The sequence below is a fragment of the Acidovorax sp. 35-64-16 genome (assembly GCF_002281195.1).
Classification (GTDB): Bacteria; Pseudomonadota; Gammaproteobacteria; order Burkholderiales; family Burkholderiaceae_C; genus Acidovorax; species Acidovorax defluvii.
This window is the reverse complement of sequence record NZ_NCFM01000012.1, coordinates 1-16,222: the sequence shown is the minus strand read 5'-3', so window position 1 is coordinate 16,222 and position 16,222 is coordinate 1. Positions and strand designations below refer to the sequence as shown.

Annotated in this window: 15 protein-coding genes; 11 read left to right on the top strand and 4 right to left on the bottom strand. The window is 66.7% G+C overall.

All coding sequences use genetic code 11. The features are described from left to right. Positions 1–103 precede the first annotated feature (103 nt). The 6 genes from B7Y64_RS09805 to B7Y64_RS09780 all read left to right on the top strand — a co-directional run bounded on the left by B7Y64_RS09805 (position 104) and on the right by B7Y64_RS09780 (position 8,817). On the top strand, positions 104–1,570 hold the full coding sequence (locus tag B7Y64_RS09805; RefSeq protein ID WP_291326890.1) for a dihydrolipoyl dehydrogenase: 1,467 nt from the start codon (positions 104–106) through the stop codon (positions 1,568–1,570). A 346-nt stretch (positions 1,571–1,916) separates the two neighbouring features. Further along, a complete protein-coding gene (locus B7Y64_RS09800; protein ID WP_024815024.1) occupies positions 1,917–2,120 on the top strand; it encodes a YjfB family protein in 204 nt (67 codons plus the stop codon). 131 nt (positions 2,121–2,251) lie between these two features. After that, positions 2,252–2,560: a helix-turn-helix transcriptional regulator gene (locus B7Y64_RS09795; protein ID WP_291326888.1), complete on the top strand. Its 309-nt coding sequence runs from the start codon at positions 2,252–2,254 to the stop codon at positions 2,558–2,560. 30 nt (positions 2,561–2,590) lie between these two features. Further along, positions 2,591–3,910 carry a HipA domain-containing protein gene (locus B7Y64_RS09790; RefSeq protein WP_291326886.1) on the top strand — a complete coding sequence of 440 codons (1,320 nt, stop codon included), beginning with the start codon at positions 2,591–2,593 and terminating at the stop codon, positions 3,908–3,910. Between the two features lie 22 nt (positions 3,911–3,932). Beyond that, complete coding sequence (locus tag B7Y64_RS09785) at positions 3,933–7,478, top strand: DNA methyltransferase (protein ID WP_291328748.1); 3,546 nt, start codon at positions 3,933–3,935, stop codon at positions 7,476–7,478. Between the two features lie 250 nt (positions 7,479–7,728). Next, positions 7,729–8,817 (top strand): sensor domain-containing diguanylate cyclase, encoded by a 1,089-nt coding sequence (locus B7Y64_RS09780; RefSeq protein ID WP_291326882.1) that lies wholly within the window; start codon positions 7,729–7,731, stop codon positions 8,815–8,817. A 37-nt stretch (positions 8,818–8,854) separates the two neighbouring features. On the opposite strand, the gene B7Y64_RS09775 is transcribed toward B7Y64_RS09780, so the two are convergent. Beyond that, positions 8,855–9,562 carry a VIT family protein gene (locus tag B7Y64_RS09775; protein ID WP_291328746.1) on the bottom strand — a complete coding sequence of 236 codons (708 nt, stop codon included), beginning with the start codon at positions 9,560–9,562 and terminating at the stop codon, positions 8,855–8,857. Between the two features lie 1,000 nt (positions 9,563–10,562). On the opposite strand from B7Y64_RS09775, the gene B7Y64_RS09770 reads away from it, so the two are divergent. Next, positions 10,563–10,847, top strand: coding sequence for a DUF6150 family protein (locus B7Y64_RS09770; protein WP_024815017.1), 285 nt, complete (start codon positions 10,563–10,565; stop codon positions 10,845–10,847). 108 nt (positions 10,848–10,955) lie between these two features. Here B7Y64_RS09770 and B7Y64_RS09765 read toward each other — a convergent pair whose 3' ends face one another. Further along, the gene (locus tag B7Y64_RS09765; protein WP_291324831.1) at positions 10,956–11,801 is read right to left on the bottom strand and encodes a fumarylacetoacetate hydrolase family protein; all 846 of its coding nucleotides are present in this window, start codon (positions 11,799–11,801) and stop codon (positions 10,956–10,958) included. Between the two features lie 334 nt (positions 11,802–12,135). Here B7Y64_RS09765 and B7Y64_RS09760 point away from each other — a divergent pair, with 334 nt between their 5' ends. Both B7Y64_RS09760 and B7Y64_RS09755 read left to right on the top strand, forming a co-directional pair. Continuing rightward, positions 12,136–12,726, top strand: a complete 591-nt coding sequence (locus B7Y64_RS09760) for a chromate transporter (RefSeq protein ID WP_291324832.1) — start codon at positions 12,136–12,138, stop codon at positions 12,724–12,726. Next, complete coding sequence (locus B7Y64_RS09755; RefSeq protein WP_291324833.1) at positions 12,723–13,316, top strand: chromate transporter; 594 nt, start codon at positions 12,723–12,725, stop codon at positions 13,314–13,316. Before B7Y64_RS09760 ends, B7Y64_RS09755 begins: the two co-directional genes overlap by 4 nt. A 24-nt stretch (positions 13,317–13,340) precedes the next feature. On the opposite strand, the gene B7Y64_RS09750 is transcribed toward B7Y64_RS09755, so the two are convergent. Together B7Y64_RS09750 and B7Y64_RS09745 are read right to left on the bottom strand one after the other, a co-directional pair. Next, positions 13,341–14,090 carry an NAD-dependent deacylase gene (locus B7Y64_RS09750; protein ID WP_291324834.1) on the bottom strand — a complete coding sequence of 250 codons (750 nt, stop codon included), beginning with the start codon at positions 14,088–14,090 and terminating at the stop codon, positions 13,341–13,343. 70 nt (positions 14,091–14,160) lie between these two features. Then, positions 14,161–14,823 (bottom strand): TetR/AcrR family transcriptional regulator, encoded by a 663-nt coding sequence (locus B7Y64_RS09745; protein WP_291324835.1) that lies wholly within the window; start codon positions 14,821–14,823, stop codon positions 14,161–14,163. A 251-nt stretch (positions 14,824–15,074) separates the two neighbouring features. On the opposite strand from B7Y64_RS09745, the gene B7Y64_RS09740 reads away from it, so the two are divergent. Next, positions 15,075–15,560 (top strand): VOC family protein, encoded by a 486-nt coding sequence (locus tag B7Y64_RS09740; RefSeq protein ID WP_291324836.1) that lies wholly within the window; start codon positions 15,075–15,077, stop codon positions 15,558–15,560. A 37-nt stretch (positions 15,561–15,597) separates the two neighbouring features. After that, entirely contained in the window at positions 15,598–16,035 is a 438-nt protein-coding gene (locus tag B7Y64_RS09735) for a VOC family protein (RefSeq protein WP_291324837.1), read from the top strand. Positions 16,036–16,222: the final 187 nt, after the last annotated feature.

Here is a 16,222-nt window from a genome sequence, read left to right as displayed (position 1 = left end):
ACATTGCCGCCCCCCACCGCCACGCGCAATGCCTGTGCGCCTACACGCCAAACGGCCGCTGCGCCCACACACTGCGGGTTTTGTGGCCCCGGGGAGACACCGCATGAGCCAACCGCTCGACACCCTCATCATCGGCGCAGGCACGGCAGGCCTGGCCGCGCTGCGCGAGGTGCGCAAGCGCACCGACCGTTACCTCATCGTCAACGAAGGCCCCTGGGGCACCACCTGCGCACGCGTGGGCTGCATGCCGTCCAAAGCGCTCATTGAAGCGGCCAACGCTTTTCACCGCCGCCATGCTTTTGAAGCATTTGGCCTGCGCGGCGCCGAGGGCCTCACCGCCGACATCGCCGCCGTGCTGCAGCGCGTGCGCGCCCTGCGCGACCAGTTTGTGGCCGGCGCCCTGCAAGCCACCGACACCCTGGGCGCTGCCCGCATGGCAGGCCGCGCCACGGTGCTAGGCCCCAACGCGGTAGACATAGACGGCACCACCTACGCCACGCGCAGCATCATCATCGCCACCGGCTCGCGCCCCCGCGTGCCGGATGAATGGCTGGCCTTTGGCGACCGCATCCTCACCACCGACACCCTGTTCGAGCAGCCCACGCTGGGCCCGCGTGTGGCCGTGATCGGCATGGGGGTGATTGGCGTGGAGATTGCGCAGGCGCTGGCCCGCCTGGGCATCGAGGTGGCGGCCTTCACCACGGGCAACACCCTGGCCGGCCTGAAAGACCCCGCCCTCAACGCCGAGCTGGCCGCCCTGCTCAAGCAAGAAATGCTGCTGCACACCGGCGCCCCGGCCGAGCTGCGCGAAGTGGCCGGCGGCATCGAGGTGAGCAGCGGCCCCAACCGCGTGGTGGTGGACCAGGTCATCGCCGCCATGGGCCGCGTGCCCAACATCGAACACCTGGGCCTGGAAACCCTGGGCGTGCCCCTCAACCCGCGCGGCATGCCCGCCGTCAACCCGCAAACCCAGCAGATCGGTGACCTGCCCGTGTTTTTGGCGGGCGACGCCAACGCACAAGTGCCGCTGCTGCACGAAGCTGCCGACGAAGGCCACATTGCCGGCATCAACGCCATGGCCTGCGCCCTGACACCCGCCCTTACACCTGCTGCGGCGCCCGCTGCGGCACCCACGCGCTTTCAGCGCCGCACGCCGCTGGCCATTGTTTTTTGCGATCCGCAGGTGGCCATGGTGGGCAAGCGCCTGGCCGACCTCGACAGCGCCCACACCGTCACCGGCACCGTCCGCTTTACCAACCAGGGCCGCGCCCGCGCCGCCCAGCGCAACTACGGGCGCCTGCATGTGTATGCCGACCGCGCCACCGGCCGCCTGCAGGGCGCCGAAATGTGCGCCCCCGCAGCCGAGCACCTGGCCCACCTGCTGGCACTGGCCGTGCAGCAAAAGCTCACCGTGCACCAACTGCTGGGCATGCCGTTCTATCACCCGGTGCTGGAAGAAGGTCTGCGCACCGCGCTGCGCGACGCGGCCCGCCAGCTGGCCGATGCTGCCAACGCGCCCCCATCCGACCTCGCCTCCTGCCCCGCCATCGGTGTGCCCGCGCTGGAATAGCGTGCGCCCCAGATGTAACACCCCTCCAGCGCGGCGCGCACCTGCCGATAACTAGGGCGTGTCATCAATCAATCCCCCCGCGCGCTGGCCCCGCAATGTGGATGGATGCGCGAAGCGGGGCGCAGCCCATAGTCATCTATGGGCAAGGCACGCGACAAAGCAGACGCCGCATTGCGGGACCAGCCCGAAGGGAAAGCCAGTCAGGCCGCGCATTGCGTCGTTACCCTTCGCTTGTGTAGCGGGGCTACACGGTGCTCAGGGCGCCTAGCACTGCACGGCCTGACTGGCTTTCGCGTGGGGCGATTGATTGATGACACGCCCTAGACATCACTCCAAGGAACCCCGCATGGACGTCGGCCTCACCAACAGCATCGTCAGCACCTCCACCGCCCTGGCCAGCCGCCAGACGTCGGATGCCATCAACATCACCGTGCTGAAAAAAGCCCTGGACGTGCAGGCCAGCGCCGCAGCCACCCTGCTGCAGGCCCTGCCCCAGCCCGCCCTGGCCACCTCGGGAACGCTCGGCACCCAGGTCAACACATTTGCATAAACCCACAAGGTTTTTGCCAGCCCCAACCTCTCCAAGGTAAACCCTCGCGGGCCGCCCTCAACCGGCGGCCTTTTTTTGCCCGTATGAAACTCAAACTATACATTTCTAATTAAAAGCGTATATTTACGATCATGCACAACGACCTGATCACCACCCTCGCCGCCGCCCGCAAGGCCCACCAGATGACGCAGGCCCAGCTCGCCGAAAGCGCGGGCCTTTCGCGCATGACGGTGCAGCGCACCGAAGGCGGCGACCTCGACCCGCGCTACTCCACCCTGGCCGAAATGGCGCGCGTGCTGGGCATGGACATCATTGCCGTGCCCAGCAGCCTGCGGCCCAGCCTGCAAGCGTTCATCCAGTCGGGCGGCAAATTTTTGGGCCAGCCCGAGGGAGTAGACGCGCCCCCTTCAGTAATTGACAGCCTCAGCCGCTCCGCTTGATCCACCCCGCACCGGATGATCGGCACCACCATGTCCACCTCCATCCGCTACCTGCGCCTGTACCTGCACCGCCCTGCCCAGGCCAACGGCACAGCGGGCGGGCGCGAGGCCATTGGCTACCTCTCGCAATATGGCGACATCCTGCGCGTGTCGTTTGACGAGGCCTACATCCGCAACCCGCAGCGCCCCACGCTCTCGCTCAGCTACCAGGGCGCCGATGAGGCCGCCACGCAGCAAATTCTGGCCTCGGCGCGCGATGCGCGGCTGGTGCGCACCGATGGGCGCTGGCCCGTGTATTTTCAAAACCTGCTGCCCGAGGGCCACAACCGCGAGCGCCTCGCGCGCGAGCGCGGCTGCAGCCCCGACGACGAATTCGAGCTGCTCGCCGCCGCCGGCCACGACCTGATGGGCGCGCTGGAGGTAGAGCCCGTGCCCGCGCAAGACGGCATACCCGATGTGGTGCGCCACTGGCACACCACCCAGGGCCTCGATGTGCTGGAGCCGGGGTTTGTCGAATACCCCGTGGAAGACGCCGCATCGCTGCCCGGCGTGGTCACCAAGTTCAGCGCCGTGCAAGAAGGCCGCCGTTACACCGTGCACCGCCAGGGCGCGGCGGGCAGCGTGATATTGAAGCTGCCCACCACCACCCACCCCGACCTGGTGGCCAACGAGTTCACGGGCTACCAGCTGTGCAAGGCGCTGGGCCTCAACTGCGCCCAGGCCCGCGTCATCACCCGCGCCGAGGCCGACCTGCCCGCCACCGTGCCCTTCAACGACATATTGGCCGTGCAGCGCTTTGACCACCTGCCCGGCGGCGCCCGCGTGCACATGGAAGAGTTCAACCAGGTGCTGGGCTACACCCCGCGCCAGAAGTACGGCAAAGGCATCCAGCAAGACTGGGCCACCATGCTGCGCGTGCTCAACCGCCTGAGCAGCCAGCCCGTGCAGGACACGCGCGAGTTTTTAGCCCGCATGGTGGCCTTCATCCTCATGGGCAACACCGACGCGCATTTAAAAAACTGGGCCCTCATCTACCCCGATGGCCGCACGCCCCAGCTCGCCCCGGTGTACGACCCCGTCTGCGTGGCCGCCTTTTTTGACGGCGTGCCCGAGGCCCAATACGCCGTCAACCGCGCCATCGACCGCACCCTGCGCGCCTTCACCTGGGCCGACATGCAGGCCCTGCTCAAATCCGCAGGCCTGCTGCGCGTGCCACGGCACCTGGCTTTGTTACGGGATGTAGTTAGACTGGCGCAGGCCGACTGGCCGCAGCTGCTGCACACCGCCCCGCCTGCCATGCAGCGCACCGTGCTGCAGCGCCTGCAAGGCGCCACCGCCCTGGGCCTTTGACCCCTTTGCCGACCCCCATTGCATGACCTCTACCGCCACCGCAGCCACCGCCGCCATTGACGCCACCGCCACCCAGGCCTTCATCCAGCGCTGGCAACACAACACCGCCAGCGAGCTGGCCACCGCACAAAGCTTTGTGATGGACCTGTGCCAGCTGCTCGGCGTGGACAAGCCCCACCCCACGCCCGAGCAAACCTACATGTTCGAGCGCCCGGTCACGTTTGCCCATGGCGACGGCAGCACCAGCGCCGGGCGCATTGACTGCTACCGGCGCGGCCACTTTGTGCTGGAGGCCAAAAAACTCAAGGCTGGCAGCCACACCAAGGGTTTTGACGACGGCCTGCTGCGCGCCCGCAGCCAGGGCGAGGCCTATGCCCGCGCCCTGCCCGCAGCCGATGGCCGCCCGCCCTTTGTGCTGGTGGTCGATGTGGGCACCGTGATCGAGGTGTATGCCGAGTTCAGCAAAACCGGCGGCACCTACACCCCCTACCCCGACCCGCGCAGCCACCGCCTGCAGCTTGCCGACCTGGCCCGGCCCGAGGTGCAAGACCGCCTGCGCCGCATCTGGACCGACCCCGACAGCCTGAACCCCGCCCGCATCAGCGCCCAGGTCACCCGCGACGTGGCCGCGCTGCTGGCCCAGCTGGCCAAGTCGCTCGAAGGCCATGGCGCAAACTTCAAGCCAAATCAGCCTCCAGCGCTTATGCAGCAAGCGCCAATAGCTCCCGAAACAGTAGCAGCCTACCTCACCCGCTGCCTGTTCAGCATGTTTGCCGAAGACGTGGAGCTGCTGCCCAAAGGCGCCTTTCTGGGCCTGCTGCAAACCCACAGGGGCGACCCCGCCACGCTGCAGCACATGCTGCGCATTTTGTGGGCCGACATGGACCGGGGCGGCTTTTCTGCCGCGCTGGCCAAGCCCGTGCTGCACTTCAACGGCAAGCTCTTCAAAGGCGCGGGGCAAGACGGCTACAGCCTGCTGCTCACGCCCGAGCAGATTGACCTGCTCATCAAAGCCGCGCAATCCAACTGGCGCGAGGTGGAGCCCGCCATCTTTGGCACCCTGCTGGAGCGCGCCCTGGACCCCACCGAGCGCCACGCCCTGGGCGCGCACTACACGCCCCGCGCTTATGTAGAGCGGCTGGTGCTGCCCACCGTGATCGAACCCCTGCGCGCCGACTGGGCCAACGCCCAGGCCGCCGCCCTGGTGCTGGCCCACGAAGCCGCCGCGCTGGAGGGCAAAGCAGCGCAGGCCAAGCTGGCCGAGGCCCGTGCCGAGGTCAAAAAATTCCACCACCAGCTGTGCACCACCCGCGTGCTCGACCCGGCCTGCGGCAGCGCCAACTTTTTGTACGTGACGCTGGAGCACCTGAAACGCCTGGAGGGCGAAGTCGTCAACCAGCTCGAAGAGTTAGGCCACACGCAAGACCAGCTGGGCTTTGAAGGCGAAACCGTCACCCTGCAGCAACTGCGCGGCATCGAGCTGAACGAGCGCGCCGCCGCGCTGGCCGAACTGGTGCTGTGGATTGGCTACCTGCAATGGCACATTCGCACCCGCGGCAACGCCGCCGTGGCCGAGCCCGTGGTGCACAACTACGGCAACATCGAATGCCGCGACGCCGTGCTGGCCTGGGACGCGCAAGAGCTGGCGTATGACGAGGCCGGCCAGTTGCTCAGCCGCTGGGACGGCACCACGTTCAAGACCCACCCTGTGACGGGCGAACAAGTGCCCGACGAAGCCGCCCAGGTGCCGCAATGGCGCTACGTGGGCGCCCGGCAGGCGGAGTGGCCGCAGGCGGATTTCATTGTGGGGAACCCGCCGTTTATTGGAAACAAGCGGATGCGCGATGCGCTGGGCGACGGCTACGTGCAAGCCCTGCGCGGCGCCTGGCCCGAGATTCCGGAAAGCGCAGACTTCGTGATGTTCTGGTGGCACCACGCCGCCGCGCAGGTGGCAGCGGGCCACACGCGACGCATGGGGCTGATTACGACCAACAGCCTGACGATGATCTTCAACCGGCGCGTGGTGCAGGCGGCGCTGGATCAAAACACCCATCTGGAAATGGCGATTCCCGACCACCCATGGGTGGACAGTGCCAACGGCGCTGCAGTTCGCATTGCCATGACCGTGCTTACGGTGGGCGCGGGCGAAGGGCAGGTGTTTACCATCACAAACGAACGCCCAGGCGAACACGGTGAAATTTCCGTGGCATTGACCGAGGCCACCGGGCTTGTGCATGCAGATTTGACTGTGGGTGCGAACGTTGCGGCAGCAAAGAAGCTCAACGCAGGCGCTGGTCTCTCGGTCAACGGCATGATGCGCGCAGGTGAAGGCTTCCTTGTCACGTCAGAGCAAGCCGAGTCGCTCGGATTGAGCAAAACGCCAGGGCTCGATAAACACATCTTGGACTTTAGAAACGGACGCGATCTGACCGATGCGCCGCGTGGCATCAAAGTCATCGACGCATTTGGACTGACCGCCGAGCAACTGCGCGAGCAGTTCCCCGCTGTCTATCAATGGTTGTTGGAGCGCGTAAAACCTGATCGAGACCAAAACAACCGCGCCAGACTGCGCGAGCAATGGTGGGTGTTCGCCGAGCCTCGTAAGACCCTGCGCGCAGCGCTGAAAAATTTGCAACGCTATATCGCAACGGTCGAGACAACGAAGCACCGAGTTTTTCAATTCCTACCCACTTCAGTACTGCCTGAACACAAACTGGTCGCCATCGCGCTCGATGACGCTTTGTCCCTCGGCGTCCTCTCCAGCCAATTGCATATTGATTGGGCACTGGCAACCGGCGGCACCTTGGAAGATCGTCCGGTCTACAGCAAGTCCACCTGCTTCGACACCTTCCCCTTCCCCGACGAAGACACCGGCCTGACCCCGCAGCTCCGCGAGCGCATCGCCCACCTCGCCGAGCAGATCGACCAGCACCGCAAGCGCGTGCTGGCGCCCGAATCTGGCAACACCGGCCTCACCCTCACCGGCCTCTACAACGTGCTGGCCGCCCTGCGCGACGGCCGCGCGCTCACCGCCAAAGAGAAAACCCAGCACGCCCAGGGCCTGGTGGGCGTGCTGCGCGAGCTGCACGACGAGCTGGACGCCGCTGTGCTGGCCGCCTACGGCTTGCCCGCCACGGCCAGCACCGACGACATCCTGGCCCACCTGGTGCAGCTCAACACCCAGCGCGCAGCCGAAGAAGCCCAGGGCCGCGTGCGCTGGCTGCGGCCCGCGTTTCAAAATCCGCAAAATTCACTGCAAAAACAAGAGCTGATACCGCAAGATAGTCAAGCGCCAGAGGCCGATTTGGATAGCGAAAAATCGCTATCAAAACCAGAGCAAACCAAACCCACCCAACACCCCTGGCCCCCCACCCTGCCCGAGCAGGTGCGCGCCGTGGCCGCGGCGCTGGCCACCAGCCCCGCGCCGCTCAGCCTGCCCGCCATCGAAGCCCGCTTCAAGGGCCGCGGCCCCTGGAAGAAAAGCCTGCCCACCCTCTTGCAAACCCTCGAAGCCCTGGGCCGCGCGCAGGCGGTGGCCACCGATGGCGAAGTGGCGTGGCGGGGGTGATGCAAGCGCTCTTAATTCAATAGCTATCAGCGCTTACCCTTAAAGGGCTGGCGGCACTTTTTGCTGATAATTGGCCTGCCGGAGTGGAATCCCGGTCGCCCGGCGCGGGTCGAAGGTCTGCAACCCCCGGCGTGCACCGGATTCGACAAGTGCAGCCCAAGCAGTGCGCTGCACGAATCCAAGGCGCCATGGGCCTTTCACCCGGCGGGCAAATAGAAAAAAACCAAAGCCTTCGTTGCTACCATGCGCCATGGAATCCAACCCACCGATACCAGCCAGTGCAGCCCAGATTGAGGCGGCCCTGACCAACGCCCAGCGTTTGCAGGCAGTGCGCAGCACCGGTCTGCTCGACACCCTTCCCGAAGAAAGCTTTGACCGCCTGACCCGTCTGGCGGCCAAGCTCACGGGGGCGCCGGTGACCTTTGTGTCGCTGCTCGACTCGTGCCGCGACTATTACAAAAGCGCGTTTGGACTGGGCGAGCCCCTCAACACCACCCGGCAGCTGAGCGGGCGCACGTTTTGCCACTATCCCCTGGTGTCGGGCGAGCCGCTGGTGCTGGACGACGTTACCCAGTTGCCCGTTTACGGCGATGTTCCCACCGTGCAATCGTTGGGGGTGCGGGCGTATGCGGGCATTCCGCTGCGCACGGAAGATGGCGAGGTGCTGGGCAGTTTTTGCGCGGTGGATTTCGAGCCCAGGCAGTGGACCGAGCGCGACGTGGAAGTGCTTACCGAGCTGGCCCACTCGGCCATGCGCGAGCTACGGCTGCGCAAGGCGCTGCAAGACGCCGAAACCCTCAACCAGCAGTTGCAGGCCCAGGTGCAACAGGTGGATGCGTTGAACCGCGCGCTCAGCGAGCTGGCCACCACCGATGTTTTGACGGGCCTGAGCAATCGGCGCGCCTTTGATCACCACCTGAAGCTGGAGCTGGGCATCGTGGACCGCCGGGACACGCCGCTGAGTCTGCTCGTGCTGGACGTGGACCATTTCAAGCACATCAACGACACCCACGGCCACGAAACGGGCGACAAGGTGTTGCAAGCCATTGCCCAGGTGCTGGCCCGGTGCGCCAGGGCCATTGACATGATCGCCCGCGTGGGGGGCGAAGAGTTTGCCGTGATCCTGCCCAACACCGACGCCGGTGGCGCCCTGGAAGTGGCCCAGCGCATGCGCATCGCCGTGGCGCAGGCCCACTGCGCCGGGCACCAAATGACCATCAGCATTGGCAGCGCAACGCTGCAAAGCCACGAAGACGCCACCAGCCTGTTTTCGAGGGCAGACGCCGCGCTTTATGCGGCCAAGGCTGCCGGGCGCAACCGGGTGGTCAGCGCAGCATAAACGGGTGGTTTGGGGGTGCGACGCCCTTGCATCTGCCTCAGACCGGCGCCCCGAACAGCGCCCCCACGCCCGCCGTGATGGCCATGGCCAGCGCGCCCCAGAAGGTGACGCGCCATGCGCCCACCAGCACGCCCGCGCCACCCGTGCGCGCGGCCACGCCGCCCAGCAGGGCCAAAAACACCAGCGCGGTGCCGGCCACCCAATAGAGCAGGCTGCTTGCGGGTGCCACGGCGGCCACCACCAGGGGCAAGGCGGCACCGGCGGCAAAGGCGGCGGCCGAGGTAAGCGCGGCCTGCACCGGGCGGGCCGTCATGGTGCTGGAGATTTCGAGCTCGTCGCGCGCATGGGCGCCCAGCGCGTCATGCGCCGTGAGCTGCTGCGCCACCTGTTGCGCCAGTGCGGCATCCAGGCCCCGGCCCACATAAATGCTGGCCAGCTCGCGCACTTCGGCGGCGGGGTCGGCGGCCAGCTCGCGGCGCTCGCGTTCAAGGTCGGCTTTTTCGGTGTCGGCCTGCGAGTGCACCGACACATATTCGCCCGCCGCCATCGACATGGCCCCGGCCACCAGCCCGGCCACCGCCGTCATCAAAATGGTGGACTGGCTGGCCTGCGCCGCCGCCACGCCCACCACCAGGCTGGCGGTGGACACAATGCCGTCGTTGGCCCCCAGCACGGCGGCGCGCAGCCAGCCGATGCGGTCGGTGCGGTGGCGCTCAGGGTGCAGGCGGCGTGTGGCGGAGGACATGGGGGGTCTTTTGCGGATGGTGAAGGCTGGCAGGGTATGGGGCATTGGGGTGGGGAGTCAACCAAGCGGGGCGTTATGGACAGGAGACACCCGCGTTCTGAACATCCCGCTTTGCCCAACCAGATCGGCATGTTCTGCGGCAGAAATTACGCTTGGCTACGTGCGGATAAACTGAATCGCATTACCCACTACCCAGGACCCCCAATGAGAACCCTCATCGCAATGTTTATTTTTGCAGCCGCTACCACTGGCTGCGCTGTTTACACACCATCCGGCTCTGTAGTCGTGGACCCAAAGGGTTCGCACGATTCGGGCAAAGGCAAGTTTTGCCCTCCTGGCCAAGCGAAGAAGGGCAATTGTTAAGGATGTCCGGCACAACCCCAGCGAGTCGGTGGTAGTGCGAATCGGGATGGACCACAAGGCGTCTTTTGGAGACCAGTAGCTCGGCTATTGGCAACAAAAGCAACGCAGTGGACCGCCCGAGACCGCGCAATCACAGACCGCAGGGAGTTATGCAGGTCATCCTCAAGGGTTGCATACAGACATGCGCAGGCGCACCATCGCAATGCTCAAGGCCCCCAACCCCGCGCCGGGCTGGCTGGTGTGGCCGCTTGCCACGGCTCGGCATGGTGGAGGCTCTCATGATCCGCATGGTGTTGAGGCTGGGTCTTGCGTTGCTGGTGCCCTGCGCTGGGGCGCACGGTGCTGGGGCGCGGGCCCACCGCCGCACCGCGTTGCCCACGTCGTCGTTTACCAGCAAAACGCCGCGCGGGTGCACGAGCCGTGCTCACCCACATAGGCACCACTGGCCGGCGTGCGCACACCGGCATTTTTGCCTGCGGTGCAACCCGCTTTGAGAGTTTTCACCTTCGCACGCCACGGCGCGCGCAACCGCCGCTGTTCGGGTGATGGGGGGTGATGGGGTTGCCCACCATGCACTCAGGTGTGCAGTTCGATAACATGCACGCGTTGGTTTTTCCCCTTTCGCAGGAGGTTGCGCATGGCAAAGATTCTGGTGGCAGCGCTGGCGAGCAAAGCCGACGCAAGCGTGTTTGAGGTGCCTTTTGAGACCCAGGCCGACCTGTGCTGGTATGAACTGCCCTACCGCCAGCAGGCCGAGGGTGACGCGCAGTGGTGCTTTGTGGACTACGAGGCCGATGCCACGTTCAAGATCTTCCGCGTCAAATACGCCACCCAGGCCGACATCAAGACGTTCAAGGTCAAATACCCAGAACAGGCGGGCTGGCGCAACAAGGCGCACCGGTTCTGCGGGCAAATCGGCTGAGGGACTGGCCTGTGCATGGCGCTGAAGGCGATGGCCTCACCGGGTGAGGCCGCACCGCACCTACGCCAGCGCCATCTCCATATTTCTCCCCAATGCGGGCCCCTGCCCTCACCCGCCCACGCAGGTCTGCACCTGCTCGCCCAAGCCCGTGCCGCCCAGGCGCATCACGTCGCCGGGCTTGAGGAACCAGGGCGCGGGCTTTTGGCCCAGGCCCACACCGGCGGGCGTGCCTGTCAGCACGATGTCGCCCGGCTCCAGCGTCATGAACTGGCTGACATACGACACCACGGTGGGCACACCAAAGATGAAGTTGCGCGTGTTGCCGTTTTGCACGCGCTGGCCGTTCACCTCCAGCCACAGGTCGATGGCGTGCGGGTCGGGCATCTCGTCGGCGGTTAGCAGCCACGGGCCGATGGGGGCGAAGGTGTCGTAGCTCTTGCCCTTGTCCCACTGGCCGCCACGCTCGGTCTGCCAGGCGCGCTCGGACACATCGTTGGCCAGCACGTAGCCCGCCACATGCTGCAGCGCGGCGGCTTCGCTGACGTGGCTGGCCCGGGTGCCGATGACGATGCCCAGTTCGACCTCCCAGTCGGTCTTGCGCGCGCCCGGTGGAATGCGCACCGCGTCGTTCGGGCCGCTGAGGGCGGTGATGGCTTTCATGAACAGCACGGGCTCGGCGGGCGCCCGCATACCGGCTTCGAGCGCGTGGTCGGCATAGTTCAGCCCCACGCAAACGATCTTGCCCACACCCGCCACCGGGCAAGCCAGGCGCGGCGCACCCTGCACGGCGGGCAAACGGCTGGCATCCAGGGCCGCCAGGGCCGACAAGGTGCGCGGGGCCAACTGAGCGGGGCCCAGTTCGGGCAACAGCATCGACAGATCGCGCAGCACGCCTTGTGCATCCAGCACGCCGGGGCGCTCGGCGCCGGGTTGGCCATAACGAACCAGTTTCATGGGTTGTCCTTGTGTGTCTTGGGTACCTTCCGGTTGCATGCCGCATGCCGCATGCCGCATGTCGCAGGCGGGCGGGCGGCGGCGCGGCATCTATCCTAGTCCAGCGGCACGGTGCGGGTAGCTGCGACTTGCTGATGCGCACGCGCCTCACCCATCAGCATTCATGATGCCCCTGTCGCCGTTGGCGATGCCGGGGCCATGGGGCAGCAGGCCGGTGCGGCTTAACATGGTGGGCTTTTCCCGGCGCCTTGCCTGGCGTCCTGGAAACTCCTGTTTTGATAGCTGCTTGCGCTTATGGATATTGCGCTAGAGGCATATTTCTATCCAAAAACCCATGTCCGCGCCCTTGCACCCTGTTGACGATTCTCCATCGCGGCCCCAGCCGCGCAGCCCGGCCGATTTGTTCTGGTCGTTCACCTGGCTGGCGCTGCAGGGCTTTGGCGGCGTGCTGGCGGTGGTGCAGCGCGAGCTGGTGGAGAAAAAGCGCTGGATGACGGATGAGGAGTTCGTGGAAGACTGGGCGGTGGCCCAGATCATGCCGGGGCCCAATGTGGTGAATCTCTCGGTGATGATTGGAGACCGCTATTTCGGGCTGCGCGGTGCCATGGCGGCGCTGGCGGGCATGCTCACGTTTCCGCTGCTGCTGGTGCTGGCGGTGGCGTTGGTGTATGCGCAATTTGCCAGCCACCCGGCCGTGGCGGGCGCGCTGCGGGGCATGGGCGCCGTGGCTGCCGGGCTGATTGCGGGCACGGGCTTCAAGCTCGCTGTGGCGCTGCGCAAGCACCCGCTGGGCCCGTGGCTGTGCACTGCGCTGGGCGCCCTCACCTTTGCCGGCATGGCCCTGCTGCGCTGGCCGCTGGCCTGGGTGCTGCCCGCGCTGGGCGGCATGGCCTGCGTGCTGACATGGCGAAAGATAGCGCCATGAGCCATGCCATTGCGCTGCAGCCGCTGGACTGGCTGAATCTGTTTCTGTACTACATCTCGATCTCGCTGCTGGCCGTGGGCGGCGCCATTGCCACCGCGCCCGACATGCACCGCTTTCTGGTGGAGCGCCAGGGCTGGCTGACCGACCTGCAGTTCAACGCGTCCATTGCCATCGCCCAGGCGGCGCCGGGGCCCAATGTGCTGTTCATCGCGCTGCTGGGCTGGAATGTGGGCATCAACGCGGGCGGCGCCGGGCCGGCAGGCTGGGCCAGCGGCGCTTTGGGCATGGTGCTGAGCATGGTCGGCATCATGCTGCCCAGCACCACGCTCACCTGGCTGGCCACCCGCTGGGGCCACCGCAACCGCGAGCGGCGCGGCGTGCGCGCCTTCAAGCAAGGCATGGCGCCGGTGGTGATAGGGCTTCTGCTGGCCACCGCCTGGCTGCTGGGCAGCGCCCACGGCAACCCTGCCACCGACTGGCCGCTGTGGCTGCTGACGGCGGTGTGCGCGCTGCTGGTGTGGCGCACGCGCCTGCACCTGCTGTGGCTGCTGGGCGCGGGGGCGCTGCTGGGGGCGCTGGGGCTGGTGTGATCTCGCCTGGCGGGCGAATCTAAATCACACGCCCGCCAGCAAGGCTGGCAACACGCTGGCTGCGGTGCCACTCAACAGCGCATGGGCCACATCGTCCAGGTCGCTCGCGGCCGGGTTGATGATGGCCACGCGGGCGCCCGCCTGGCGCGCCACTTGCGCCAGTCCCGCCGCCGGATACACGGCGCCCGCCGTGCCCACCACCAGCATCAGCTCGCAGGTGCGGGCGGCCTGTTGGGCGGCTTCCAGCGTGGCATATGGCAGCGGTTCGCCAAACCACACCACGCCCGGCCGCACCAGGTTGCCGCAGCGGTCGCAATACGGCGGGTGGCCGGCCACGGCATGGTCGATGTGGCAGCAGTTGCGCGGGGTGTCGAGCCAGCGGTCGGCAAAGATGTCGCCATGCAGGCACAGCGTGCCGGTGCTGCCCGCGCGCTGGTGCAGGCCGTCCACGTTCTGGGTGATCAGCGTGAGGCGCCCGGGGTGCCGCTGCTGGAACTGCGCCAGCGCCACATGTCCGGCATTGGGATGCACGCCAGCCAGCAGATTGCGCCGGTGCTGGTACCAGTCCCACACGCGCCGGGGGTGGGCGCGAAAGCCCGCTTCGGTTGCCATGTCTTCCGGGCGAAACTGCGCCCAGTAGCCGGTTTGCGCCTCACGGAAGGTGGGCACGCCCGATTCGGCGCTGATGCCCGCTCCGGTCAGCACGGCAATATGGGCTGCGCCCTGCAGCCATTGCCGCACCTCGTCAGCACCCGCAGGAAGAGCGATGTTCATGCGCGCAGCTTAGCAAGCCAGGGGCGTGCGAATTCTTGTGATCCTTTTTGCCGCGGCTGCCTGGAGGCGCTCAGCCCGCCAGCCCCTGCTCCACCATCGCCACGGCGCGCTGGGCCATGGCCTCGATGTGCGCGGCGGGCAGCGCACGCAACGGGCCGTCGAGCGCCAGCATGGCCAGGCCGTGCACTGCCGACCACGCCAGAAACTCGGCGCCCGGGCGCTGTGCCGCGCCCAGTGCGCCGGCAGTCACCATGTCGTCGAGCGTGCCGCACAGGATCTCGAACGGGTCGCGCCCGCTGTCGCCACGAAAGTCGTCGCGGCTGCCGTTGGCCACGTCGAAGGGCTGGGACACGAACGCCGTGCGAAACAGCCCCGGCTCGGCCAGCGCAAAGCGCACGTAGCCCGTGCCAACGGCCTTGAAAGCGGCGCGTGCCCGTGCAACAGGCGCGCTCAGGTGGCGCGTGGCGTGGTCGATCTCCGCCTCCATGGCGCGTGCCATCAAGCCCAGTGCGGCGCCGCGCACGGCGTCGAGCAATGCCGCATGGCCGGCGAAATGGCGGTAGGCGGCGTTGGGCACCACGCCAGCGCGGCGCGTGGCCTCGCGCAGCACCAGCGCCGGCGGCCCGCCCTCGCGCACCAGCGCAATGCCGGCGTCCAGCAGCGCGCGGCGCAAGTCGCCATGGCGGTAGGTAGGGCGCCGCACGGTCTGGCCCGCGGGTGCGGCAGGGGTCACAGGAGTGAGAGGAACGGAATGTGAAGCGCTCAAGACGGCGTCCCTGTTGTGCGAAGGGTTAAATGTGGACACTGTTCATTTTACGACGGCACAATGAAGTGGACGTCGTACACATATTGTTCCATTTGCCGCTTTCTACAGGAGACCCGCATGGATACCAACCGCTTTCTCAACGGCTTCCTCTGCACCGTGCCGACTGCGCGGCGCGACACATACCGCCCGCGCTCCGCCCCCTTGCAAGGAGACCCACCATGACCCCATCCAAAAACACCGTCTGCCTCTGGTACGACAACGACGCTGAAGAAGCAGCGCGGTTTTACGCCAGCACCTTTGCTGACTCGGCCGTCGGCGCCATCCACCGCGCACCGGGTGACTACCCCGCAGGCAAGGCGGGCGACGTGCTGGTGGTCGAATTCACCGTGCTGGGCCTGCCCTGCATGGGACTGAACGGCGGGCCGGGCGTGGAGCACAGCCACGCGTTCTCGTTCCAGGTGTCCACCGCCGATCAGGCCGAGACCGACCGCTACTGGAACGCCATCGTCGGCCACGGCGGCCAGGAGGTGGAATGCGGCTGGTGCCGCGACAAGTGGGGCATCTCGTGGCAGATCACGCCCGTGGCACTGGCCCAGGCCTGGACCCACCCCGACCGCGCCGCCGCCAAGCGCGCCTTCGACGCCATGATGACCATGAAGAAGATCGACGTCGCTGCCATCGAGGCCGCGGTGGCGGGCCGCTGACCCGCCGCACCCCACACCTGTTCAACCCGGAGGCACCATGCAATTCACCCCCTACCTCAACTTCGACGGCAACTGCCGCGAGGCCTTTGCCTTCTACAAGGATCTGTTCAAGGGCACCGTGGTGCACCAGAGCACCTTCGGCGAGATTCCGCCAGACCCGCAGAACCCACCGATCCCGCCCGAGGCGAAAGACCGCCTGATGCATGTGCACCTGCAGGTCGGCGCGCAGGCGCTGATGGGATCCGACACCCTGCCCGGCGCCAGCGACGTGTGCGCGGGCGGCTATGCCAAACCGCAAGGCCTGTGGGTGTCGATCCAGGCGGACGATGTCGCCGAAGGCCGGCGCGTGTTTGACGCCCTGGCGCAAGGCGGCCAGGTGACCATGCCGTTCGACAAGACCTTCTGGTCGGCCGGCTTCGGCATGGTGACCGACCGCTTTGGCACGCCTTGGATGATCAACGTGAACGCCGGCTGAGAGCGCGGACCCGACCAAGGCTGCAGGGCCGGCACACATCAGGCGCCGAAACCGAGGAAAAAACCATGACAAGTGTTCGCGTGGAGAGCTTAAGGCTACGCTGAACAAGCCGTCGAAAATTTCCGCGCAAACCTGGATGACGCAGTTTTTTGGACTTTTATGCCTCTCGCGCGGCCCATTTGGGCAG